At 43.9% G+C, this 23488-nt stretch carries 15 protein-coding genes, 1 tRNA gene and 1 pseudogene; 8 read left to right on the forward strand and 9 right to left on the reverse strand.

Going from position 1 to position 23488, the window contains the following annotated elements; all coding sequences use genetic code 11:
- Positions 1–421: 421 nt before the first annotated feature.
- From PL8927_RS07720 to trmD, 3 genes are all read right to left on the reverse strand, one after another.
- The gene (locus PL8927_RS07720) at positions 422–709 is read right to left on the reverse strand and encodes a KGG domain-containing protein (RefSeq protein ID WP_083619302.1); all 288 of its coding nucleotides are present in this window, start codon (positions 707–709) and stop codon (positions 422–424) included.
- Positions 710–1172: 463 nt separating this feature from the next.
- Positions 1173–1532 carry a hypothetical protein gene (locus tag PL8927_RS07725; RefSeq protein ID WP_083619305.1) on the reverse strand — a complete coding sequence of 120 codons (360 nt, stop codon included), beginning with the start codon at positions 1530–1532 and terminating at the stop codon, positions 1173–1175.
- Between the two features lie 33 nt (positions 1533–1565).
- Complete coding sequence (trmD, locus tag PL8927_RS07730) at positions 1566–2285, reverse strand: tRNA (guanosine(37)-N1)-methyltransferase TrmD (RefSeq protein ID WP_083619308.1); 720 nt, start codon at positions 2283–2285, stop codon at positions 1566–1568.
- A gap of 547 nt (positions 2286–2832) precedes the next feature.
- Between trmD and PL8927_RS07735 the strand changes: the two genes are divergently transcribed.
- Positions 2833–3687, forward strand: a complete 855-nt coding sequence (locus PL8927_RS07735; RefSeq protein ID WP_083619311.1) for a cyanophycinase — start codon at positions 2833–2835, stop codon at positions 3685–3687.
- A gap of 271 nt (positions 3688–3958) precedes the next feature.
- Positions 3959–6664 carry a cyanophycin synthetase gene (cphA, locus tag PL8927_RS07740; protein ID WP_083619313.1) on the forward strand — a complete coding sequence of 902 codons (2706 nt, stop codon included), beginning with the start codon at positions 3959–3961 and terminating at the stop codon, positions 6662–6664.
- A 185-nt stretch (positions 6665–6849) separates the two neighbouring features.
- Here cphA and PL8927_RS07745 read toward each other — a convergent pair whose 3' ends face one another.
- The 3 genes from PL8927_RS07745 to PL8927_RS07755 form a co-directional block, all read right to left on the reverse strand.
- Entirely contained in the window at positions 6850–13665 is a 6816-nt protein-coding gene (locus PL8927_RS07745) for an Ig-like domain-containing protein (protein WP_083619316.1), read from the reverse strand.
- 1185 nt (positions 13666–14850) lie between these two features.
- A tRNA-Thr gene (locus PL8927_RS07750) sits at positions 14851–14922 on the reverse strand.
- 61 nt (positions 14923–14983) lie between these two features.
- Positions 14984–15364, reverse strand: coding sequence for a c-type cytochrome (locus PL8927_RS07755; protein WP_083619319.1), 381 nt, complete (start codon positions 15362–15364; stop codon positions 14984–14986).
- A 160-nt stretch (positions 15365–15524) separates the two neighbouring features.
- On the opposite strand from PL8927_RS07755, the gene petG reads away from it, so the two are divergent.
- Both petG and PL8927_RS07765 read left to right on the forward strand, forming a co-directional pair.
- Complete coding sequence (gene petG / locus PL8927_RS07760) at positions 15525–15641, forward strand: cytochrome b6-f complex subunit V (protein ID WP_083619322.1); 117 nt, start codon at positions 15525–15527, stop codon at positions 15639–15641.
- Positions 15642–15764: 123 nt separating this feature from the next.
- Positions 15765–17003: a phospholipase D-like domain-containing protein gene (locus PL8927_RS07765; RefSeq protein ID WP_231505951.1), complete on the forward strand. Its 1239-nt coding sequence runs from the start codon at positions 15765–15767 to the stop codon at positions 17001–17003.
- Positions 17004–17816: 813 nt separating this feature from the next.
- On the opposite strand, the gene PL8927_RS07770 is transcribed toward PL8927_RS07765, so the two are convergent.
- Both PL8927_RS07770 and PL8927_RS07775 read right to left on the reverse strand, forming a co-directional pair.
- Complete coding sequence (locus tag PL8927_RS07770) at positions 17817–18185, reverse strand: response regulator transcription factor (RefSeq protein WP_083619328.1); 369 nt, start codon at positions 18183–18185, stop codon at positions 17817–17819.
- Positions 18186–18581: 396 nt separating this feature from the next.
- Positions 18582–19784 carry an RNA-guided endonuclease InsQ/TnpB family protein gene (locus PL8927_RS07775; RefSeq protein WP_083619331.1) on the reverse strand — a complete coding sequence of 401 codons (1203 nt, stop codon included), beginning with the start codon at positions 19782–19784 and terminating at the stop codon, positions 18582–18584.
- 59 nt (positions 19785–19843) lie between these two features.
- Here PL8927_RS07775 and tnpA point away from each other — a divergent pair, with 59 nt between their 5' ends.
- Complete coding sequence (gene tnpA / locus PL8927_RS07780; RefSeq protein ID WP_083619334.1) at positions 19844–20251, forward strand: IS200/IS605 family transposase; 408 nt, start codon at positions 19844–19846, stop codon at positions 20249–20251.
- On the opposite strand, the gene PL8927_RS07785 is transcribed toward tnpA, so the two are convergent.
- On the reverse strand, positions 20196–20702 hold the full coding sequence (locus PL8927_RS07785; RefSeq protein WP_083619337.1) for a hypothetical protein: 507 nt from the start codon (positions 20700–20702) through the stop codon (positions 20196–20198). The genes tnpA and PL8927_RS07785 overlap by 56 nt on opposite strands.
- Before the next feature lie 230 nt (positions 20703–20932).
- Between PL8927_RS07785 and PL8927_RS07790 the strand changes: the two are divergent.
- From PL8927_RS07790 to PL8927_RS07800, 3 genes and pseudogenes are all read left to right on the forward strand, one after another.
- Positions 20933–21031, forward strand: a pseudogene (locus PL8927_RS07790) (transposase); the annotation flags it as partial.
- 116 nt (positions 21032–21147) lie between these two features.
- Entirely contained in the window at positions 21148–22695 is a 1548-nt protein-coding gene (purH, locus tag PL8927_RS07795; RefSeq protein ID WP_083619340.1) for a bifunctional phosphoribosylaminoimidazolecarboxamide formyltransferase/IMP cyclohydrolase, read from the forward strand.
- Between the two features lie 86 nt (positions 22696–22781).
- Positions 22782–23411 (forward strand): tetratricopeptide repeat protein, encoded by a 630-nt coding sequence (locus PL8927_RS07800; protein WP_083619343.1) that lies wholly within the window; start codon positions 22782–22784, stop codon positions 23409–23411.
- Positions 23412–23488: the final 77 nt, after the last annotated feature.

Genomic DNA, 23488 nt, shown 5'->3' on the forward strand with positions numbered 1-23488 from the left:
GGAGTCAAAAATATAGAAAGAGGCAACAGACAGAAGACAAGAGATAGGAGTAAAACGCTTAACAATTAAGAATCACAGCCCTCATTAATGTCCTAACTGCATTGGCAACTGCTATATTTTTGATTCCGATCAATGAGGCAGAAGTCAATTTCCGACTCAATGCCAGGTAACTCTACTATAATCAAGCCATCTGAAATTGTCAAGTATTTTTTGGGGATTTAGGTTAAGGATGATAAGTTTAAACTCCAACAGAGTTACTCATCCCTTGTTGGAGTCTAAAAACTTGTTATACAGGTAGAGTGTGCAAAAACTAGGCTTGATTTTAAGAAAAACCCAGTTTTTGAACGCTATTTCAAACAGAAGCCTTTTTCTTAAAACACCTAAGTTTAATCTAAATTAGATCAAACTTCACCTCCCCAGATTATGAATTTTCACCATTATCATTATCTTTTTCATTATCTTTTTCATTATCTTTTTCATTATCATTATCTTTTTTGTGGCTATTTTTACCGCCTTTGCGTCCAATAGCAGCCATGTGTTCCCGATCTTGGCTCACTGCTTTACCGCCTTTGCGTCCAGCTTCTCTGGCTTCTTCAGGAGTAAATTCATGAGCGCGTCCTGACTCATGGGCTGCTTTACCGCCTTTGCTGGCAATCTCGCGTTGTTTTTCTTCATCCATGGAAGCAAATCCACGTTTTTCTGTAGCCATGATTTTCTCCTTATCTTTTATTGAGTGGCTAAACACTACTGTATCTCTGTAATTAACGTTTACCTTCTACCAGAAGATAGAGTTAACTTCTTTCACTAATAAACTGAAAGATAGAATAATTTATCAGTCAACTTTTCCCTTCGTCAACCGCCAATAACCCCTAGAAACTGGCTATTCTCACGAATTTTATAAGTTTAGCGATGAATCCCCCATTTAACCTCAATAAAATAGGCGATTCTTTGGCTTCCTCATAGACAGCCCCAAGGAGTGATTAAAGGATTGAGATAGAGCCGAGGGTTTATACTATTAATGGTAGCATTTCTGATTCCATTTATGTCAAATGCTGTACATATTCAATGAATAGGGGATAATCTCAGACTTGAGAATCCTTGATCCCCTAGAAAATATCCCTCCTCAATTGCGATCGCCCTTAATTTAAACCGGGCTAATTTTCTCTCCTTCCCTAATAAACAATGGTATAAAATAAATCTTTCATTTTTTCCTTTCCCACTTGGGCAAATAATTCATCAATAGAACTCGCATCTGCAATTAAATGACCTTTTTCTAACGCTACCCATCTCCCTCGATAATTTTGACGATGCTGAATCACCCAATTGAGATTCAGAGGATTATCAGGATTAGGGGTAAGTTGATGAAACGGCAAATTTGAAGAGGCTAAAATTCGAGCATAGCGTTGAATTTTATCATGATTAGGATAATCTTGACTCGCTTGGGCAGAGAGAGTTTTAGCTTGATTAAAATTCCCTTGACTTAAAGCCCAATCCATCGCTCGAATTAATGCTTCTGGAGTATCAGAATTCATGCTGTTGACTGTTAACGGTTGACTGTTCAAGGTCTATCCTGCTTCTGTCTCCTGCGTTCTGTCTTCTGACTCCTGTAACCAATCTTGCCACAAATCGGGGCGACGCTCACGAGTACGCTGAAGTTGTTGTTGTTTTCGCCATTGCTCAATAGCTCCATGATCTCCTGACAATAAAACATCAGGAACTCGCATTCCTCGGAACTCCGCAGGTCGAGTATAGTGGGGATAATCCAATAACCCATCTTCAAAACTTTCTGCTTTAAGAGATTCTTCTTTTCCCACCGTTCCCGGTAATAATCGCACGACTCCGTTAATCAGCGCCATTGCGGGAATTTCTCCTCCAGTCAGGACAAAATCCCCTAAAGAAACTTCACGGGTGACTAAGGGCATAATGCGTTCATCTATACCTTCATAATGCCCACAAATTAAAACAATCTGATCAAAATTTAACGCTAACTCTCGGAATAACCCTTGGTGCATTTTTTCCCCTTGGGGGGTTAAAAAAATCACTTCCCGACGAGGAAATTGAGGTAAAGATTCAACAGCAGCATAAATCGGTTCCGGTTTTAACACCATCCCCACACCACCCCCATAGGATTCATCGTCCACACGGCGATGCTTATCGCGTGTAAAGTCGCGGGGATTAACTAAATGGACATCTGCAATCTCCCTCGCTAAGGCCTTACCCAGAAGACCTGAGTTCAGTGGAGAGGTAAAAAAATCGGGAAACAGAGTAATAATGTCAAAACGCACAATCGCACAATATTTAGGGGTAGATCACCAGAGCTTCAAAAAATTTTAAGCAAAAACTTGCACAGAAGATGTCATGCTATATGATAGTCGATAAACTTAAATATTTCTTAATTCGTATCAAAATATACTAAAATGGATCAGATTTTTTGGACTGGGCAAAGCCCCCCGAACTGGGTTCCCCGAAATTTTCCGGTGGAATCAAGGACAGGTGTGGTGAAAGCCGAGTCCCTCGGTTGTCCCTGTTAAAAGCCGATTTCCCTTCTCCTCCAATCCCAGGACTCTCTCCCCAGGTCAGCCAACAGAGGAGTCCGAGATTGAGTTGTTTCTGTCTTCACTCGCTGTAGGTCAGAAATAGCCCTATTGGACACCGAAAGAGGACAGGGCGACCGGGTGACTTCACCCAGTACAAATTCATGCAAACAGATCTGTACTGATTGTAGCGAGATCCAATCACCCCTAGCCCTTGGACAACTGTTTATAACAAGCCCTAGGTGGTGGGACACAAGCCCCTAATCTTGAACTTATTCTCATGACTAGGAGATACACTATGCAGCAGTTGACATCTCAAGCCCTTGAACAAATGATTCCCCAACAAACTAAAACCTCGATTCTCATTATTGGTGGAGCAGAAGACAAAGTTCATGGACGTGAGATTCTGCAAACTTTTTTTCACCGGGCTGGCGCTTCCACTGCCAACCTTGCCATCATTCCCTCCGCCTCCCGTGAACCTGCCATTCAAGGAGAGAGATATCAAAAAATCTTTGGGGAAATGGGGGCAAAATCCATTGAAGTCTTTGATATTCGGGAACGCCATCATTGTGAAGATCCCAAATGGCACGCCTACTTGGAAACCTGTACTGGGGTATTCCTGACGGGGGGAGATCAATTGCGACTTTACAGTCTGTTGGCGGATACCCTACTGATGGAAAAAATTCGGATCGCAGCCCGCCAAGGACGACTGGCTTTAGCGGGAACCAGTGCGGGAGCAGCCGTTATGGGCCATCACATGATTGCTGGGGGAGGCAGTGGGGAATCTCCAAACCGTTCCCTGGTGGATATGGCAACGGGCCTAGATATTCTCCCGGAGTTGGTGGTTGATCAACACTTTAATAACCGTAATCGCATGGCAAGACTGGTGAGTGCGATCGCAGCCCATCCCGATAAAATTGGGATTGGGATTGATGAAGATACCTGTGCCTTATTTGAAGCGGAAGGTTTATTGCGGGTCGTGGGAAAAGGAACCGTTACCATTGTAGATACCCAGGAAATGTCTTACACCAATTTGGTGAATGTCGGCGCGACTGATCCCTTAAGTGTATTCAATCTGCGAGTCCATATTTTGTCTTATGGCGATCAATATAACCTGCATTCGCGTCGTCCGAGTTCTGCCCCCAGTGTGTAAACCGCAGATCACCCGATTTTGACCTCGGAGGTTGTCAAGGTTTTCCCCTGAAGTCTCTGGAGACTGGATAGTGCCGACACTTCCAGAAACCTTGCACCCAACAAAACAGATGATCAGATTCACTGCTTACTGTTCCCTGTTAAGCTGTTCCCTGTTCCCTTGATAATGAAAAAACTGTTCATGGTAAACAGTTTACAAGTCACCTTAGCTTGAAATTGAATAAAGCGGACTATCGCCCTGGAACATTCCTGCATCACGGACTCACACGGATATGAAAATTCTTAAAATACAAACCTTAAGAGGCCCTAACTACTGGAGCATCCGACGTCATCAACTGATTGTGATGCGTTTGGATTTAGAAGAATTAACTGAACGCTATAGCAGCGATATTCCAGGCTTCTATAAAGGCTTAACGTCTGTTCTCCCTAGCCTAATTGAACACCACTGTTCACCAGGAGTCCGAGGAGGGTTCCTCAGTCGGGTAGAACGGGGAACGTTAATGGGACATATTATCGAACACGTTGCCCTGGAACTCCAACAGTTAGCCGGAATGCCTGTCGCCTTTGGTCGCACCCGTGAAACATCGACTTCAGGGATTTTTCAGGTGGCGTTTGAGTATGACAACGAACACGCCGGACGTTATGCAGGAAGGGCGGCCGTCCGACTCTGCCAAAGTATTGTGCAGACAGGAACCTATCCCACGGAAGAACTCACCCAAGATCTTGAAGATCTCAAAGAATTAAAAGCTCAAGCCTCCCTTGGCCCTAGCACAGAAACTATTATTAAAGAAGCCGAAGCCCGTGAAATTCCCTGGCAACAACTGAATGCTCGGTTTATGATTCAGTTTGGCTATGGTTGTTATCAAAAACGGATTCAAGCCACTCTGAGCAACCAAACCGGAGTGTTAGCGGTGGAACTAGCCTGTGATAAAGAAGGGACAAAACAAATTCTCCGCGATGCAGGGGTTCCGGTTCCTAGGGGGACAGTAATTCGCTATTTTGATGAACTCCAAGATGCTATTGATGAAGTGGGGGGCTATCCCATTGCCATTAAGCCCCTGGATGGCAATCATGGCCGGGGAATTACCCTAGATATTACTAAATGGGAAACGGCCGCTACAGCCTACGAGGAAGCCAGTAACGCTTCTAAAACCCGCAGTGTGATTTTGGAACGCTTCTATAAAGGTCGAGATCATCGGGTATTAGTGGTTAATGGAAAAATGGTCGCTGTCGCGGAACGGGTGCCCGCCCATATCATCGGGGATGGTCAGTTAACCATTGAACAATTAATCGAAAAAACTAACCGAGATCCCCGTCGGGGAGATGGTCATGATAATGTCCTCACCCGGATAGTGGTGGATAAAACGGTGCTGTCCATGATTGCCGAAAAAGGCTGTACCCTAGAAAGCGTATTGCCCCCAGGAGAAATCTGTTTTCTTCGAGCTACGGCTAATCTGAGTACCGGAGGGAGTGCTATTGACCGCACCGATGAAGTTCACCCGGATAATGTTTGGCTGTTTGCTCGAATTGCTAAAATTATTGGTTTGGATATTGCCGGAATTGATGTGGTGACACCGGATATTTCCCAGCCTCTGCGGGAAGTTGATGGGGTGATTGTGGAAGTTAACGCCGCACCGGGTTTCCGAATGCACGTCGCCCCCAGTGAAGGTTTACCCCGGAATGTGGCGGGGGCGGTGATGGATATGTTATTCCCCCCTGGTCAACCGAGTCGCGTCCCGATTTTAGCGGTGACTGGGACGAATGGGAAAACGACAACTACCCGTTTGTTAGCTCACATCATCAAACAAACGGGGTTAGCGGTGGGTTATACCACTACCGACGGGATTTATATTGGCGATCATTTAGCTGAACCTGGGGATAATACCGGGCCTCAAAGCGCTCAACTGATTCTGCGTGATCCGATGGTAGAAGTCGCTGTGCTTGAATGTGCGCGGGGGGGAATTCTGCGGGCTGGGTTAGGGTTCGATACCTGTGATGTCGGTGTGGTGTTGAATGTTTCGGCCGATCATTTGGGGTTGGGGGATATTGATACCCCGGAACAAATGGCGAAGGTGAAAAGTGTTGTGGCTGAGGTGGTGATGCCCAAAGGCTATGCGGTGTTGAACGCTGATGATCCGTTAGTGGTACAAATGGCCGAACGGGTGAAAGCCCAGATCGCCTATTTTACGATGAATCCTGAGAATGAAATTGTGTTGAAACACACTGAATCTGGGGGGTTAGCGGCGGTTTATGAAAACGGCTATCTGTCGATATTAAAAGGAGATTGGACGTTACGGATTGAACAGGCGGTGAATGTTCCGATCACGATGAATGGTCGCGCTCCGTTTATGATTGCCAATGCTTTAGCGGCTTGTTTAGCCGCCTTTGCCCAAGGGGTGAAAATAGAGCATATTCGGGCGGGTTTGTCAACCTTTATCGCCTCGACTTCCCAAACCCCCGGACGGATGAATTTATTTAATATGGGCGACTATCACGCTCTGATTGATTATGCCCACAACCCGGCAAGTTATGTGGCATTAGGAGCTTTTGTGAAAAATTGGCCAGGGCCTCGGATTGGGGTTATTGGTGGCCCCGGCGATCGCCGAGATGAGGATTTTGTCACCTTGGGTCAACTGGCGGCTGATATTTTTGATCAGATTATTGTCAAGGAGGATGATGATACTCGGGGTCGAGAACGGGGTTCGGCGGCTGAGTTAATTAGCAAAGGGGTTGAGCAAATTTTGGCGGGAGTTCCTGATCCTAGTATTCGCTATGAAACGATTCTCAATGAAACTGAAGCGATTAATACGGCTTTAGATCAAGCTTCTTCGGGATCGTTAGTGGTGATTTTACCTGAAAGTGTGAATCGAGCTATTCAATTAATTGAGTCGCGTAACCCTATCCAGGAGTCTAATAACAACTCTCATCCTCCGAGTCTAAATTCCTCAACAGCGAGCTTAAAACCGTCTCAAGTTTAACTGAAGAAGAGGAGAATGTAGGGGCGGGTTCTGTAATTATCTTCAATTCTGAGCAATAATCTGACTAAACCCGCCCCTTTTTCAATGCGATCGCCTAAGAATAGAGGGCGGGTTTAGGGAGATAATTACTGATTATTAAAGCTCGTCTCGGAACCCGCCCCTACGGTTTAATTGTTGATTATTGCTCAAATGCGATCGCATTTTTTCCACAACAAAATGTAGGGGCGGNTAATCGTCGTTGTCCCGGCAGTATTACCGTTACTGAGATTCAGTTCTAAGGTTTCGTTCGCTTCAATAACGGTATCACCCAGGATTTCGACCGCAATTGTCGCTGTGGTGGCATTGGCAGCAAAATTAATCGTACTGCCCGTGAAGCTGATTCCGTTACCCGTAACGTTGACGTTATTGTAATCTGTGCCGACGCTGGCCGTTCCCCCAAAATTGAAATCAACACTACTGGCTTGTTGAGTATGGCCATCCCGACTAATCGTGAAACTGACAACTTGGCTACCCGTATTCCCTTCTGTGATAGTGGTGGTACTGCCAATCACATTGTAGGTAATATCGTTATCAATAATTTGGGCATTCACCGAGCCGATGGGTTGGGTGGTGGGGTAGTTGGGGGCTGTGCTATTGGTAATCGCGTGGGTAATAGCACTGCTGTGATTATGTTCGGCAACGCCATCATCTATCGCCCGCACGGTAATAGTTTGGGGAATAATCCCATTGACGGGAGTAAAGTTAACGATTTGAGATGAAGCAAAGTTAACGCCATCTAAGCTGATTTCGGCTTGGGCATCGGCAGTTAATGTTACTTCGACATTTCCCAAAGGTGAGGTATTTAATTGTATCTCATAAGTATCGGTTTGTCCGGCTTCTGTCAGGTTAGTGCTGCCTCCCGACTGGGTAATGGTGACTCCGGGGATGTCGTTGTCGGTGTTGATGACATCAATATCGGCGAGTTTGTAGTTGTTGTAGGTGCTATCGGCACTGGTGACGGGGGTACTAACAATTTCGTAGCTGATATCGCCGTCGGCGAATAAATCGTCTACTCCGGTGGCGGTGATAGTTTGGTAAGTATCCCAGTTGCCGGGGGTAAAGGTGACGGTGGTGGGGGCAACTGTCCCTTCGGCGGTGTTGCTGCTGCTGAAACTGAGGTTGACATCTGCTGTGGGTTGACTTAGGAGGCGCAGGTCAAAGCTGGCTTGACCTCCGGCTTCGCTGGTATCCCCGGTTATCGGTTGGACTTGAAATCCGGCACTGTCGTTGTCGATGATGGTGAAACTGTCTGTAATGTCTGGCCCTAGGACTATTCCAGCACTGGGGTTACTAATGGTGAGAGTCGCGGTTTCGTCGATTTCGTCGAGGTGGTCATGAACAATGGTAAAGGTGACTTGTCCACTGCTGCTACCGTTGGGAATGGTAATTTTGTTGGGGACGGGGCCGACGAAATCAGCAAGGCTGGCATCTCCGCTTAAGCTCAGGTCTAGGGTTTGGTCGCCAATAACGGCTGCTGCTGCGGTGGCGGTGACGGTAATACTGGTTGTCCCGGCTTCGCTACCTGTGGTTTGGGATAGGAAGAGGTTGACAGGGGGAATTGCAGGTAGAACATCAACGGTTTTGAAGTTCCAGGTTGTATTGCCACTAATACCACTATAGGGATTTCCGGCTAGGTCTTGAATGGCGGTTGGGGCAATTTCTACATAATATTCTGTACTTAAGGCTAAGTCGGCGGTGGGGTTAAGGATGAGTAGACTGGCGACTTTATCCTTTTTGTTTGTCCCGATGCTGACTTTGGGGGAATTTACATTCAGGGTTTCGACTATTGAATTATCGGATAGTTTCTTGATGACGATATTACCACTGCCAATCTGAATGGCTTCACTGAATTTAATGATTAAGTTATCCCCAACTGCTACGGCTGTGGCATCATCGGTTGGCGTTAAACTAATAACGCTGGGTGGAGTAGTATCGACGGGGAGGACATCGTTATCGCTATTGATAACGGCAATATCGTTGGGGTTAATCCCGTTAAATCGGGTATCGGTACTGGTAGAGGCTCCGGTAACAATATTATAGGTTGTATCTCCATCAACAATAGTGTCATCGACTCCGGTAACAGTAACAGTTTGGGGGATATTCCAGTTGGTAGCATTCAAGGTAACGGAAGCGGGAGCAACAGTACCTTCGGCAGTATTATCACTGCTTAAGGGAATGGTGACATCCCCTGTGGGTTGACCGTTGAGTTGAAGGGTAAAGGTGGCTGTGCCTCCGGCTTCTGTGGTATTCCCACTGATGGGGGAGATGACAACTGTGGGAGTTTCGTTGTCGGTGTTGATGAAGGGAATATCGTTGGGGTCAATGCCGTTAAAGCGGGTATCGGTACTGGTAGAGGCTCCGATAACAATATTATACGCTTTATCCCCATCCAAAAGATTGTCATCGACGGGCAGAACCGTAACGATTTGGGGGATATCCCAGTTAGTGGCATTAAAGGTAAGGGCTGCGGGGGTTACAGTGCCTTCATTGGTGTTATCACTACTGAGGGGAAGGGTGACATCGCCTGTCGGTTGACCGTTGAGATAGATGGCAAATCCTCCAGTACCTCCCGCTTCTGTGGTATTGCTAACAACGGGTACGATAATGAACCCCGGACTGTCGTTGTCGGTATTCGTGACGGCGATATCGTTGGGGTCAATGCCTTGATAATTAGGATCTTGACTGCTGATGGCGGTGGTAACAATATTATAGGGTTTATCGCCATCTAAGAAAATATCATCAATTCCGGTGACGGTGACGGTTTGGGGTTGATTCCAGTTCGTTGAAGTAAAGGTGAGGCTGTTAACAGAAATAGACCCTTCTGCGGCATTATCACTACTTAAATTAAAGCTAACATCAGCCGTAGGTTGACTGCTCAGTTGAACAGTAAAGGTGGCTGTACCTGCGGCTTCTGTGGTATTCCCACTAATAGCAGAAATTGTGACCCCGGCAACATCGTTATCAATATTATCAATCCCAATATCGTTAGGGTCAACGCCGTTATAGTTGGTATCGGTACTGGTGGCGGCTCCGGTGACAATATTATAGTTTTGATTACCGTCGGCAATACTATCATCAACTCCGGTAACAGTAACAGTTTGGGGTTGATTCCAGTTAGTTGAATTAAAGGTAACAGAAGCGGGTAAAACTGTACCTTCGGCAGTGTTATCGCTACTTAAAGGAAGGGTGACGTCGGCGGTGGGTGGGGTTTTGAGTTGGATGGTAAAGGTACTCGTCCCGCCAACTTCTGTGGTATTCCCACTAATAGCCGAAATCGTGAACCCAGCGACGTCGTTATCGAGGTTAGTAACACCAATATCATTGGAGACTAAACCGCTATAGTTAGTATCGGTACTGGTGGCGTCGGCGGTAACAACTTTATAAGCTTTATTGCCATCAATAATATTATCATCAACTCCAGTAACAGTCACCGCTTGAGCAGTATTCCAGTTACTAGGGGTAAAGGTGACGCTGTTGGCTGATAACGTGCCTTCGGCGGTGTTATCGCTAGTTAACCCAATGGTGACATCGGCGCTAGGTTGACTGCTTAACCGGACATTGAAGATGTCCCGACCTCCGGCTTCGGTAGTGGCTAATCCAGTTTTGGGTTTAAGAACAATTCCGGCGGTGTCGTCATTGGTTAGGGTAACATTCAGGGGTGAACCTGTAACAGTAGCTGTGCCTGCATTGCTCAGGGTCAGTTGTAGGGTTTCATCAGCTTCAACTTGGGCATCTCCTAGGATTTCAACGGCGATGGTGGCGGTGGTGGCGTTGGCAGCAAAGTTAATCGTGCTACCTGTAGCACTCACTCCCGTACCCGTGACGTTGGGGTTATTGTAGTCTGTTCCGGCGCTGGCCGTTCCCCCAAAGCTGAAATCAATACTACTAGCCTGTTGGGTTTCGCCTCCGCGAGTAATCGTAAAACTAATAACTTGGTTGCCTGTATTGCCTTCTGTAATGGTGGTAGTGCTACCAACAACATTGTAGGTAATATCGTTATCGGTAATTTGGGCATTCACCGGGCCGATGGGCAGGGTGGTGGGATAGTTGGGCGTGGCACTGGCCGTAATCGCGTGAGTAATACTGCTGGTATGGTTATGTTCGGCAACGGTATCATCAACGGCTTTGACCGTGATGGTTTGGGGGGTCTGACCGTTGACGGGGGTAAAGGTGACGGTTTTTGGGCTGCTGCCAAAGTTTGTACCGTCGGTGCTAACTTCGGTTTGGGCATCGGAGGTAATGGTAACGGTGACATCACCTTGGGGTAGGCTATTTAATTGTATGGTATAAGTATCAGTAGCTCCCCCTTCTGTAACATCGGTACTGCCGCCCGTTTGGGTAATAGTAACTCCGGCACTGTCGTTGTCGGTGTTGATACCAATCAAATCGGCGGGTTTGATGCTGCTGTAGTTGGTGTCGGTGCTAGTAACGGTGCTGCTAACAATTTGGAAGGTTTTATCTCCATCGATAACGGCATCGTCTACCCCAGTAACGGTAACGGTTTGATAAACGTTCCAGTTAGCGGGGGTAAAGGTGATGGGGGTGGCGGGGACGGTTGCCTCTGCGGTGTTGCTGCTGGTGAAACTGAGGGTGACGTCGGCGGTGGGTTGGGTTTTGAGGCGGAGGCTAAAGCTGGCAGTCCCTCCGGCTTCGCTGGTATTTCCGGTAATAGGAAGAACTTCAAATGCAGCGTCGTCGTTGTCGGTAATAGTGATATTGCCTGTGGTCGTTGGCCCTAAGACAATGCCCGCACTGGGGTTACTAATGGTTAGAGTGCCTGTTTCGTTAATTTCATCAAGTTTGTCATCGAGAATGGTGAGCGTGACTTGTCCGGTGGTGTTGCCGTTGGTTATGGTAATTTTATTGGGGATAGTACCCGCAAAATCTGCGGCTGTGGCACTTCCCGTTAACGCTAAATCAACGGTTTGGTCGCCAACAACGGGCAGGGCAGCCGTGGCGGTGACAGTAATACTGGTGGTGGCGGCTTCTGTTCCGGTGGTGGGGGTGATGGACAGGTTAACGGTATCGGGGACAGTTGTGAAATTCCATTCCGTACTCCCACTAATTCCAATAAAGGGATTTGCGGCTAATGTGCCTGCCGCGCCTAAATCGGCAATGGTGCCGGGGGCAATTTCTACATAATATTCTGTGCCCGGAGCTAAATTGGTAATGGGGTTAATGGTGAGTTGATTGCCATTGACTGTAAGATTGGGTGAACTAACATCTAGGGTTTCAACAATCGAACCATCTGATACTTTTTTAATCGTGATATTGCCCGTACTGTTTTTTTGAATGGGTTCATTGAAGGTGACAATTAAATTATCTCCTACGGCAACTCCGGTGGCATTATCCGTTGGTGATAAACTGGTCAGGACTGGAGGAGTACGATCAACAGTTTTGAAATTCCAGGCACTATTTCCACTCAGGCCCGCAAAGGCATTTCCGCTCCAATCTTTAAAGGCTGTATTATCAATTTCAACGTAATATTCTGTTTCCGATGCAAAATCGTTTGTGGGGTTGATCAGAATTTGGGTGTTTAAATTACCAAGCCAAGTGATATTGGGTGATGTCACCGGGATCGTTTCAAAAACAGAATTATCCGAGACTTTTTTGATAACAATATTACCAGTGCCTTTGAGAATGGATTCGCTGAATGCGACAGTCAAGTTGCCATTCAACACGGTTTGGCTGATGCTGTTATCGGCAGGTCTTTGACCAACAATCGTAGGTGCAATATTATCAAGCGTTATAAACGACCAATCTCCAGGCTTGATACCCGCAAAGGGTGCTGCTATGGCTTTAGATAGAACTGCGTTTGGAGCAATTTCAACGCTGTATCGTGTTTGTTCTGCTAAATTATTAGTGGGATTAATAACAAGTTCGTTATTAAGAATCGTAATATTAGGTGAATTGACATCTAGGGTTTCAAAAATATGCCCGGCACTGTCTTTAATAACAATATTGCCAGCGCCTTTGAGAATGTTTTGGTTAAAATCGACAATTAAGTCATTAGCAACGGAAACTTGTTGCTGATTATTAGTAGGGAGTAAAGCGTTGATCAGGAGGGGAAGTGGAGGTGTGGTGTTCTCAAAGTATCGGATATACGCCCCTCCTCCGGTACCACCACTACTCATCCCAAAGAAAGCATCGTCATCCCCATCCCCATCAATATCCGCCCAAGCGAGGGAGGTATTACCTGGGAAACTTAGATTAGAGAAGGGGTTTAAATTAATATTGTCTAGCCCGAAACTCCCGTTGTTGTTTGGGTGGTATGAGAAGTAAGTCGAGCTTCCAAATCCTGACGGAACAAAAAAATCCAAGTCCCCATCCTGGTCTAAGTCCGTAAAAGCGGGAATGGGAGAGGTAATTCCCGACAAGATGTTACCTCCCGTCAGGGTGTTATTCTGGAAGGGGCTACCATTATTATTTGGTTGCTTAGTGAAACTCCCGTTGGTGTTCTGCCAGTATTCCCAATTATATATACCCGTCTGGACGAAGTTTGGAATAAAAGCATCCAAGTCCCCATCTTTGTCAGCATCGAAAAAACTCACAGAAGCCGCATTACCGGTTGTTTGCACAGCATTGAAGGGATTGGCAGCACCGGTTTGCTGAGTGAAACTGCCCCCCCCATTATTCTGCCAGTATTGAACGATTCCAATGCTTCCATTCGAACCCCCAAAAAAAGCATCCACGTCCCCATCCTTGTCAATATCCGCAAAACTGGGACGGGCCTTGATTCCCACATCTACGCCAAAGAAGGGATCGTTAATACTACCGTTTTGAGGAGTGAAACTGCCGCCGTTGTTCTTCCAGTATCGGATTATTCCCTCCTGATTACCAAAAAAAGCATCCAAGTCCCCATCCCCGTCAATATCCGTAAAACTGGGGGTAAAGGTTCCTCGAACGTCTGTTACAGCATCTAAGGGATTTTGAGCACCTGTTTTTTCCTGAAAAGTAGCCATATTGATCAATCCTTTATTACTCGTGATGGTTATTTGGGGACTGGGAACTTGGGTGTTTGGTCTGAGCCCATAGGGAGTATATCTTAGGCCATAGGGAATAGGCAATAGGGAATAGGCAATAGGCGATAGGCTACAAAATTGGCTACAAAATTGGCTTTAAGGAGTTGACAAAATTATTTTTTTATGATAAAGATTTGGCAAAAAGTAAGGTTATAGCGATCGCTGCTCAGAAGAAAGGGCGGGTTTAGGGAGATAATTACTGCTCATTAAAGCTCGTCTCGGAACCCGCCCCTACGATTTAATTGTTGATTATTACTCAAATGCGATCGCATTTTTTCAACAACAAAATGTAAGGGCGGGTTCTGTAATTATCTTCAATTCTGATCAATAATCTGACTAAACCCGCCTCTCTCTCTCTTCAATGCGATCGCTGCTCAGAAGAAAGGGCGGGTTTAGAGAGATAATTACTGCTCATTAAAGCTCGTCTCGGAACCCGCCCCTACGGTTTAATTGTTGATTATTGCTCAAATGTGATCGCATTTTTTCCACAACAAAATGTAGGGGCGGGTTCTGTAATTATCTTCAATTGTGATCAATAATCTAACTAAACCCGCCCCTATAAAATGCGATCGCTGCTCAGAAGAAAGGGCGGGTTTAGGGAGATAATTACTAATAATTAAAGATTGTCTCGGAACCCGCCCCTACGGTTTAATTGTTGATTATTGCTCAAATGCGATGCCGCAAGGCGGCGGCTACGCCATCGCATTTTTTCCACAACAAAATGTAGAGGCGGGTTCTGTAATTGTCTTCAATTGTGATCAATAATCTGACTAAACCCGCCCCTCAGATGATGCGATCGCTGCTCAGAAGAAAGGGCGGGTTTAGGGAGATAATTACTGATTATTAAAGATTGTCTCGGAACCCGCCCCTACGGTTTAATTGTTGATTATTGCTCAAATGCGATCGCATTTTTTCAACAACAAAATGTAGGGGCGGGTTCTGTAATTATCTTCAATTCTGATCAATAATCTGACTAAACCCGCCCCTGTTTTCAAAATCGGGATAAATCTAATAGAGATAACGAAGTTAGGGGTTTTAAACCCAACGATGCGATAATAGAATCTTAACACCTGCTATTAATTCCCAGAAAATCCTTCCGAACTATTTCCAACAACAATTAAATAAAGCTGGTGACAAGATTTGAACTTGCGACCGGCTGATTACAAATCAGCTGCTCTACCACTGAGCTACACCAGCAACGTTTCTGATTATAGCAAAAGTTATTAATTTTGATCAACACCTTTAAAATTTTTTCAGGTTATAGCGTTTCGAGATAACTCAACAGATCGGCCATTTCCTTGGTACTGGGTTGGAATTTAGGCATGGGGGGGGTATTGCCACTAATAACTTGCTGAATGATGCCCACTTCGGATTTGCGTAGGGAAACATCGCGGAGACTTGGCCCCACTTGGCTCCTAGTGTGCCAAGCATGACAGCCAGCACAGTTATAGATAAAAATTTCCTGCCCTCGGCCAGAATCACCTTGAAGGGAGAGAACGCTTTCCACATAGGGATCAGAAACCTGTAGCTTGGGAAGGACAACAATCCAACCCAGGAGAAAAACCATCAACGCTAGGGTGACGAAAGCGGTGCGTTTAATCAGGACTTCAATTTCTGTAATCGCAAGCTGGTTATCCAAAGTGTTTCTAATAATTTGAGAATTATCTACAAGAATCTTTACACTCTAACTAGCTTATAGCCTTGCCGGGTCAAGAGCAAGAGTTCTCAACAGTGAACTGTTAACGGTTAGCGGTATCATAGAGTGTCAATGCTCAAGTTAACACTGAAGGAGTTATCTAGTGGTAGAACCATTACTGTCAGGAATCGTTTTGGGTTTAATCGTCATCACGCTATTAGGGTTATTTTTTGCGGCGTATCAACAATATCGTCGCGGGAACCAGCTTAATATTGACTAAATATCCCAACTTCCACTCACCCTTAGTTGACCCTTCGGGGGTTAACGGGGGTGAAATTATTCTATAAACCTTATGAGTCAGTTAGGAATAAATCTCGTATCAGCAGGAACAATATTCCTGATTATGGTGATTGTGATCCTCCTGATTCTTTATTTTCGAGGAGTTTTTCGAGAGAAACATCACTATCAGGTCAGAAATCTCCCGCCACCCACCGCCGATAATTTTGCGTTTACGATCGCCTGTTTATCCGATTCCTACATCACCGCCGGACAAGTAACGGGGTTTTGGGTAGAAGCGGATCAGATTTATGCCGCGCGACTGGCGGCAATTCGCCAGGCCGAGACGGTCATTCAGTTTGAAACCTATATGATGACGCCTGGACATCGGGCGGATGAATTTGCCGCCGCACTGGCCGAACGTGCTCAAGCGGGGGTGAGAGTCCAACTCTTAGCGGATAATTATGGCAGTCAATCGATGTCTTCTGACTATTGGCAACGCTTAGAAGCCGCCGGGGTAGAAGTCGAATTATTTAATGAATTAAGTTGGAAAGATTTAACTCACCATCTCAAACGCAATCATCGCAAGTTATTGTTAATTGATCAACATTTGGTGATGATTGGGGGCGCAGGAATTTCTGATGAATGGGATGGTGAATCAGAGGATTGTTCCTGTCCTTGGTTTGATTATGAAATCGCTTTTGAAGGCCCCCTAGTGGCGCGTTTAAGGGGGATTTTTCTACAACATTGGATGGATGGCGGAGGCATTGCAGATTTGGCTTTAGATCCTCTGGTATTGCCCCCTGAACATGAACCCCAGGTAATTATTACCCCAGGAGAAGATCCGAGTTATCGAGATTCGGAAATTAGATCACTGTATCAATCTTTGATTCAGAGTTCTCAATATCGACTTTGGATTGCGAGTCCCTATTTTTTACCAGATCCAAGTTCCCGTCGAATTTTATTTGAGGCAAAGCGTAGAGGGGTAGATGTGCGGATTTTAACGATGGGAAAAACCTGTGATAAACCGTTTGTTCATTATACTTCGCGTGAATTATATGGTGATTTATTGCAGGGGGGAATTGAGATTTATGAATATCAAAAAACGATGATGCACGCGAAAGCGTGGTTAGTCGATGATCATTGGGTAAGTTTAGGTAGTGCTAATTTTGATCCGCGTAGTTTGTTCAAAAATGATGAGTTGAATATTTCGACTTCTGAAGTGGCGGTCATTCCCCAAATTGAAGCGTTTTTTAATCAGGGTTTTGCCAATAGTTATTTTGTGAATCGCAAAGATTGGCAACGTCGGTCTAAGGTAGAACGGTTAATCGGACAATTTTGTTTATTATTTTTCTGGCAATTGTAGCAGTATAGCAGGGAACAGGGAACAGGGAACAGGGAACAGGGAATGAGTTTGCTGGATGTAGAAGTGTTCTAAGTTTAATGCGTAGCACTATAACCTAAAACAACAGTACCCAAACTCTATTTCCTTAGTGATTTCCTCTCCTGTGTTGGATGATGTAGAGTTGCACTAAGGCTTAACGCTTAGTTGCATTGCTCCCTTAACCATGATTGGGGGAAGTATAAGGATTAATGATGGGTACTGTTGTTCGTATTCGACTTCGACTTCGACAAGACAGATTGTATTGACGTTAAACAGCGTAACCGACCTCCTAGTCAAACTGAGGAACTTCCTCGTGTATAATCCGTTAAATTTGGAGTTGTAGACTTGTTAACAACGAAGTTACATTGCTCCCAATTAGTTAATTTGAGGAAATATCAGCAACCAAAGGAAGAGGTGCTGCGGAAGATGACAGACGTTAGATGAAACAGTATTTTAACCTCCTAATTTCACTCAACCTCGATGCTCAATAAAACGTGTTTAAGACCTCCTATTAAATCGAGATAGTACCACTTGAACATCGTTTACTTATCTGTCAAAGAAGCTGTTTGTTTGCTTCTGTTTATACAATAATCATTCCTCTGGTGAATTGCAAGTGAAATCTATTAAAGTTAATCATTTGATCAATGAACACTCTCGCAATTGTAAACTTAAGTAACAGAAGCCGACGGAGTGGATCAGCACCTAATCCCGACCCAGAAGGGATAACAACCGCTAAAACCGTTAACATCGTTGCTGAAAATAGGCTCCAAAAAAAGGACGATCTGGGAATGGAAACTACTTCCGCAGCAGTTGTTTAATCGTACTCAAGAGTTCTTCGGGATGGAAAGGTTTCGAGATATAAGCATCGGCTCCTTGTTTAATTCCCCAGTAGCGATCAAATTCTTCACTTTTACTAGAACACATGACCACGGGAACATTCTGGGTTTTGGGGTTCTTTTTAATATGGCGACAGAGTTCATAGCCATTCATGTTAGGCATAACAATATCTAACACCACCAAATCCAGTTGCTTGATCTGTTCAATTTGTTTTAAGGCTTCTACCCCATCTCCGACTGAGATCACATCCACACCACTTTTACTCAACATTCCAGCAATCATCTCTCGGAGGGAGATGCTATCATCGACAATCATAACTGTAGTCATATCGTTTATATTTTTAGTTATTGAAATTAAGTTAAACTAAGACTGCGTAGGCTGCCCCAAGGTTAGCGACAGGTTATCGAAAATTTACCCATTTTCAAGAGTGTATTTGCATTTTTTTGATAATTTGTGAGTTTGATAGTACCCATACGTCCATTTTATAGGTTCCCGTCGCCTAACCAAATAGGCATTCGGGCTGCTAGTCAAGATTCAGCTAACCTACTATGGGAGTTATTCTTATTCTAGCGGGTTGTTGTGCTTAAAACATCCATCCTTTAAGAGTTTAGTTCTTGAGATCGGTTATATTGGTTTGGCAATCGGCTACAAAACCATCACAGAGGTATTGTGATTGAAATCATGGAGAATCGCTTAACTGCAATTGACACTCCCCCGTCAAGCTTACGCTGTGACGGGGGATTCTTGTTTCACAGAAGAACGCTTTTCAGTGCAAGCACTAACGAGTCTTATATCTTCTCCACAAGCTTGAATTTCTGTGTGTCCCACAGTATTTGTTGACAGGATTCTTATCCCTTCTTCCCTAATATTGTGTGCTGCATTTTCATCTCGATCATGGTGAGTTTGACAGTTCGGACAAACCCATTCTCGAACACTTAAGTTTAATGAATTATTCTTGAATTGGCAGCAATGACAAAGCTTTGTACTTGGGAAAAATCTGTCAACTTCGATTAATTTTCCGCCTTCTCTTTCCAGTTTGTAGCCCAGGAAATTAATCAGCATCCCAAAACCAGCGTCTAATACAGATTTTGCTAATTTGGTACGAGCTAACCCTTTAATACAAAGGTTTTCCACTACAATGACTTGGTTCTCGTCAACTAACTTTCGAGAGAGTTTATGCAGAAAATCTTGTCTAGTATTCGCTATTTTTTCATGAACTTTAGCAACTCTTTTAACTTGTTCTTTACGGTTATTAGACCCTTTTGTCTTTCGAGACAATGCTTGTTGTCTTCTTTTTAATCGTTTAGCATATTTTCGAGTAGGTTTAATTGGGTCAACCTTGCTATAGGCTTCACCGTCAAATACAGTCACTAAACTCGTTAACCCTAAGTCAATCCCTGAGATTTTCCCGGTTTTATTCGGGATTAAATTATCAGCTTCAAACAAAATAGCGGCAAAATATTTATCTGTACTGGTCTTAGACACGGTGACAGATTTAATTTTGCCGCTAATTGTTTTTGGAATCCTGGCTTTGACAATCCCTAACTTAGGAAGTTTTACACCATTTCCTCGGATTGAACAACTTTCGGGATAACGAATGGATTGCTTTTTGTGTTTGCTTTTGAATTTAGGAAACCTAGTTCTTTTTTGAAAAAAGTTTTTGAACGCAGTTTCCAAATTCTTTAGGGATTGCTGTAATGTAGCAGCAGTCGCTTCTTTTAGAAACAGATAATCCGGTTGCTTTTTGAGTTGGGTCAAATCCTTAGCCATATCGCAATAATTCAACCCTTTCCCTGTTTCTCCGTACTGAGTGTTAGTTTTCTCTAGGTAGTAATTCCAAACAAATCTACAACAACCAAAGCTTTTCGCCAAGACTGTTTGCTGTTCTTTGTTTGGATACAACCTTACTTTGAGAACGTCTAACATTTCTGCTCACATATCAACTTGTCTGGTATTATAGCGTTTAGTGTTAGAGAGTGTCAACTATGTATCACAAAGGTTTTAGATCGGTTTACAGGCTTAACGCTCATGTTGTACTGGTCGTCAAATACCGAAGGAAAGCAATTAGTAGAGAAATCTTAACAAGGTTGCATGAAATATTTGTTGATACCCTTAAAAAATGGGATTGTACATTATTGGAGTTTAACGGAGAATCCGATCATGTTCACTTACTGATCGACTACAAGCCCGATCAACCCCTATCAACATTAATTGGTAATCTTAAAACTGTTAGTAGCAGACTAATTCGCAAGGAATTTCCTGGTTTGGCATCTAAATATTTTTATAACAAACCTTATTTCTGGACGGGTTCTTACTTTGTTGCAAGTTGCGGTGGAGTCACGATTGAACAGCTAAAAAAATACGTTGAGCAACAAACAACCCCAGAAAATTAATGGGATTGACGGGAATTTTCTCGGTTTTGACAACATAAATAAATTCGGCATAAAAACAACGATTACGAGGTAAAATCCGAATCTCTTTGATGTCTTTCCATTCTAGGTTTGATGGCTTATGAAGATAAATCTCTCCCAGTCCAAACCATGCTTTTACCTGTTGCCCTAGTGGAATTCTGATTCCCTCTGGGGTTAACTTTAGCCACCTGACGGGATAGGAAACCGTAAAAAAACCCTGCTTTCTATATTTAGGAGGACGGGGTTTTTCTGTTAATTTCCCACTTTTCCAAAGTTTAAGGAGTTCCTTGTAAGAACTCATGGCTGACGCTACACTATTGCAGGTTTGTTGGGCTGATGAAACATACATGGCTTTGAAATGTCGATTATAACTTCCAGACATCTCAGAACAAATAGCAGCCCGTTTAACAAATGTTCCGGTCTTAAACAGCATTTGTCTTGCGTAGTAAAGGGCGCAATTATATACCTTGTTCGATTCAGAGCATAGATACTCTATAACGGCCCTAGTATTAGGGGTGGTATGAATTAAGTTTTGCTGACATCCATACATGGTTTGTCGCTTTCTGTATACTGATCAACATTGTAGAGCATCAATTAAAAATTGACCCTGAGAAAGAAAAGTTTTGAGTATCAACACTACAATCACTCTGTCATCTATTTATCGAGTTGCCTAGTTTATGGAGTAAAAGTTATTTTTTGAGTACCGTAGGAAATGTTAGTGCTGAAACAATACAGAAATATATTGAAGATCCTAGCGGTTAAAACCACTTGAGTCGCTTTTCCACCTCGCTCTGAAGAGGCGAGGCTACCAAGCATTCCATACTTCTCTTGTGTAACAATAGTGAATTGTCGATTTTTTTCGTTTGGAGTTTTGGAGAATGGCGCGTTTAGCTTTATTGAGTGTATCTGACAAACGAGGACTGATTGAGTTTGCCAAAAGCCTAGTTGAAGAATTGGGTTTCGATTTAATCAGTAGTGGGGGCACAGCAACGGCCTTAAAAGCAGCAGGACTTCCGGTTACAAAAGTCTCCGATTATACCGGATTTCCTGAAATTTTAGGAGGACGAGTCAAAACCCTCCATCCTCGGATTCATGGGGGGATTTTAGCGCGGCGAGATCTGCCACAAGATGTCAGCGAATTAGAAACCCATCAGATTCGGCCAATTGATTTAGTGGTAGTGAATCTTTATCCCTTTGAACAAACCATTGCTAAACCGGATGTAACCTTAACAGATGCCATCGAAAATATTGATATTGGTGGCCCGACGTTATTACGCGCATCGGCTAAAAATTATGCCCATTTAACCGTATTATGTAACCCCGAACAATATGGAAGTTATTTAGAAGAATTTCGTCACAAAAAGGGAGAAATTGCTTTTGAATTTCGACAACATTGTGCTTTAAAAGCCTTTCAACATACGGGAGCTTATGATCGGGCGATCGCAGCTTATTTAGAACAACAAGAACTCAGCGAAGCATCCCCTTTACCCCAAAGTTTTGTCTTAGCAGGAACCCAAATTCAAGCCTTACGATATGGCGAAAATCCCCATCAAGCAGCGGCTTGGTATCAAACCGGAACTCAACCCACAGGTTGGGCATCGGGTCAAATTTTGCAAGGCAAACCCTTAAGTTATAATAACTTAGTGGATTTAGAAGCAGCTAGACGAATTATCTGTGAGTTTCCTGATCAACCTGCTGCTGCAATTTTAAAACATACGAATCCCTGTGGTGTTGCGGTTGCGAATAGCTTAGTTACCGCTTATGAAAAAGCCTTTAATGCTGATTCAACTTCTGCTTTTGGGGGAATTGTAGCGTTAAATCGTGCCCTTGATTCAGAGACAGCCAAGGCATTAAGCAAAACCTTTTTAGAGTGTATTGTTGCCCCCAGTTGTGAGCCAGAAGCCGCACAAATTCTCAAGAAAAAATCTAATCTCCGGGTGTTAATCTTACCGGATTTAACTCAAGGGCCAAAAGAAACTATTAAAGGAATTGCTGGCGGTTTCTTAGTGCAAACGGCGGATGATATTGTGGAACAGTCTACGGACTGGAAAGTGGTGACAGAAAAGCAACCGACTCCTGAAGAATTAGAGGAATTAATGTTTGCTTGGAAAGTTGTTAAACACGTTAAATCTAATGCCATTGTAGTGACGAAAAATCAGACGACCTTGGGCGTTGGGGCGGGACAAATGAACCGGGTTGGCTCTGTTGAAATAGCCCTCAAACAAGCTGGAGAAAACGCTCAAGGAGGGGTTTTAGGGAGTGATGCCTTTTTCCCCTTTGATGATTCAGTTCGCACGGCGGCGGCGGCGGGAATTTCTGCTATTGTACAACCGGGAGGTAGTATGCGAGATCAAGATTCAATTAAGGCTGCCAATGAATTAGGATTAGTGATGATTTTCACTGGAATTCGTCATTTTCTACATTAATTAAAATCTAAATCAATATTCCGATAGATTAAAATTTGTCGGAATATTGTGAAGCATAAATTCAACATTCAATTAGAATTACAAAGATGAAAAAGAACCCATTAAATTCAACCCTGGTAACAACAATAATTTGGGGAATCCTGCTTGTATTCCCATCGAGGGTACAAGCTCAAAATGATTTACCCAATGCTGACGACTTGCGAAGCGAACCGAATGAAGCCGAACAACAACGTTTAGATCAGCAAAAAAATCGACAAGCAATTGTTCGTCAGGGGATTCAACTGTATCAAGCTCGAAATTATGCCGCCTCTGAAGCAATTTTTCGTCAATTAGTCGAAAATCAACCTAAAGAAGCTAAATATCATTTTTATTTAGGAAACACTTTATTTTATCAACAAAAAATCGATGAAGCCACTCAAGAATATCAAGAAGCAATTCGTTTAAATTCTCAATATGCACTGGCTTATAATGCTTTGGGATTTTTACACGCCAGTCAAGGACAATGGGATGAAGCGATCGCCCAATATCAAAAAGCCTTAGAAATTAATTCTGACTATGCGGAAGCCTTAAAAAATTTAGGTGAAGCCTTGTGGAAAAAAGGTAATACTACTGAAGCAACTAATGTGTGGAAAAAAGCCTTAGAATTATATACAAAACAGGGAAATAATAAAGCCGTCCAACAACTTGAACGAGTGTTAAATCAAACCTCACAATAATATTAATTACCGGGGCGGGTTCCGTCACAATTTATAATTCCTACAGATCATCTTTATAAACCCGCCCTATTACTACA

This window comes from Planktothrix serta PCC 8927 (assembly GCF_900010725.2).
GTDB classification, from domain to species: Bacteria; Cyanobacteriota; Cyanobacteriia; order Cyanobacteriales; family Microcoleaceae; genus Planktothrix; species Planktothrix serta.

What these genes read in the sequence shown, in the direction of transcription:
- PL8927_RS07720 (WP_083619302.1), bottom strand. Translation starts at nt 709, where the DNA reads ATGGCTACAGAAAAACGTGGATTTGCTTCCATGGATGAAGAAAAACAA.
- PL8927_RS07800 (WP_083619343.1), top strand. Translation starts at nt 22,782, where the DNA reads ATGAAAAAGAACCCATTAAATTCAACCCTGGTAACAACAATAATTTGG.
- PL8927_RS07785 (WP_083619337.1), bottom strand. Translation starts at nt 20,702, where the DNA reads ATGCTGTTTAAGACCGGAACATTTGTTAAACGGGCTGCTATTTGTTCT.
- PL8927_RS07735 (WP_083619311.1), top strand. Translation starts at nt 2,833, where the DNA reads ATGCAGCAGTTGACATCTCAAGCCCTTGAACAAATGATTCCCCAACAA.
- PL8927_RS07725 (WP_083619305.1), bottom strand. Translation starts at nt 1,532, where the DNA reads ATGAATTCTGATACTCCAGAAGCATTAATTCGAGCGATGGATTGGGCT.
- PL8927_RS07775 (WP_083619331.1), bottom strand. Translation starts at nt 19,784, where the DNA reads ATGTTAGACGTTCTCAAAGTAAGGTTGTATCCAAACAAAGAACAGCAA.
- tnpA (WP_083619334.1), top strand. Translation starts at nt 19,844, where the DNA reads ATGTATCACAAAGGTTTTAGATCGGTTTACAGGCTTAACGCTCATGTT.
- PL8927_RS07765 (WP_231505951.1), top strand. Translation starts at nt 15,765, where the DNA reads ATGGTGATTGTGATCCTCCTGATTCTTTATTTTCGAGGAGTTTTTCGA.
- cphA (WP_083619313.1), top strand. Translation starts at nt 3,959, where the DNA reads ATGAAAATTCTTAAAATACAAACCTTAAGAGGCCCTAACTACTGGAGC.
- PL8927_RS07770 (WP_083619328.1), bottom strand. Translation starts at nt 18,185, where the DNA reads ATGACTACAGTTATGATTGTCGATGATAGCATCTCCCTCCGAGAGATG.
- purH (WP_083619340.1), top strand. Translation starts at nt 21,148, where the DNA reads ATGGCGCGTTTAGCTTTATTGAGTGTATCTGACAAACGAGGACTGATT.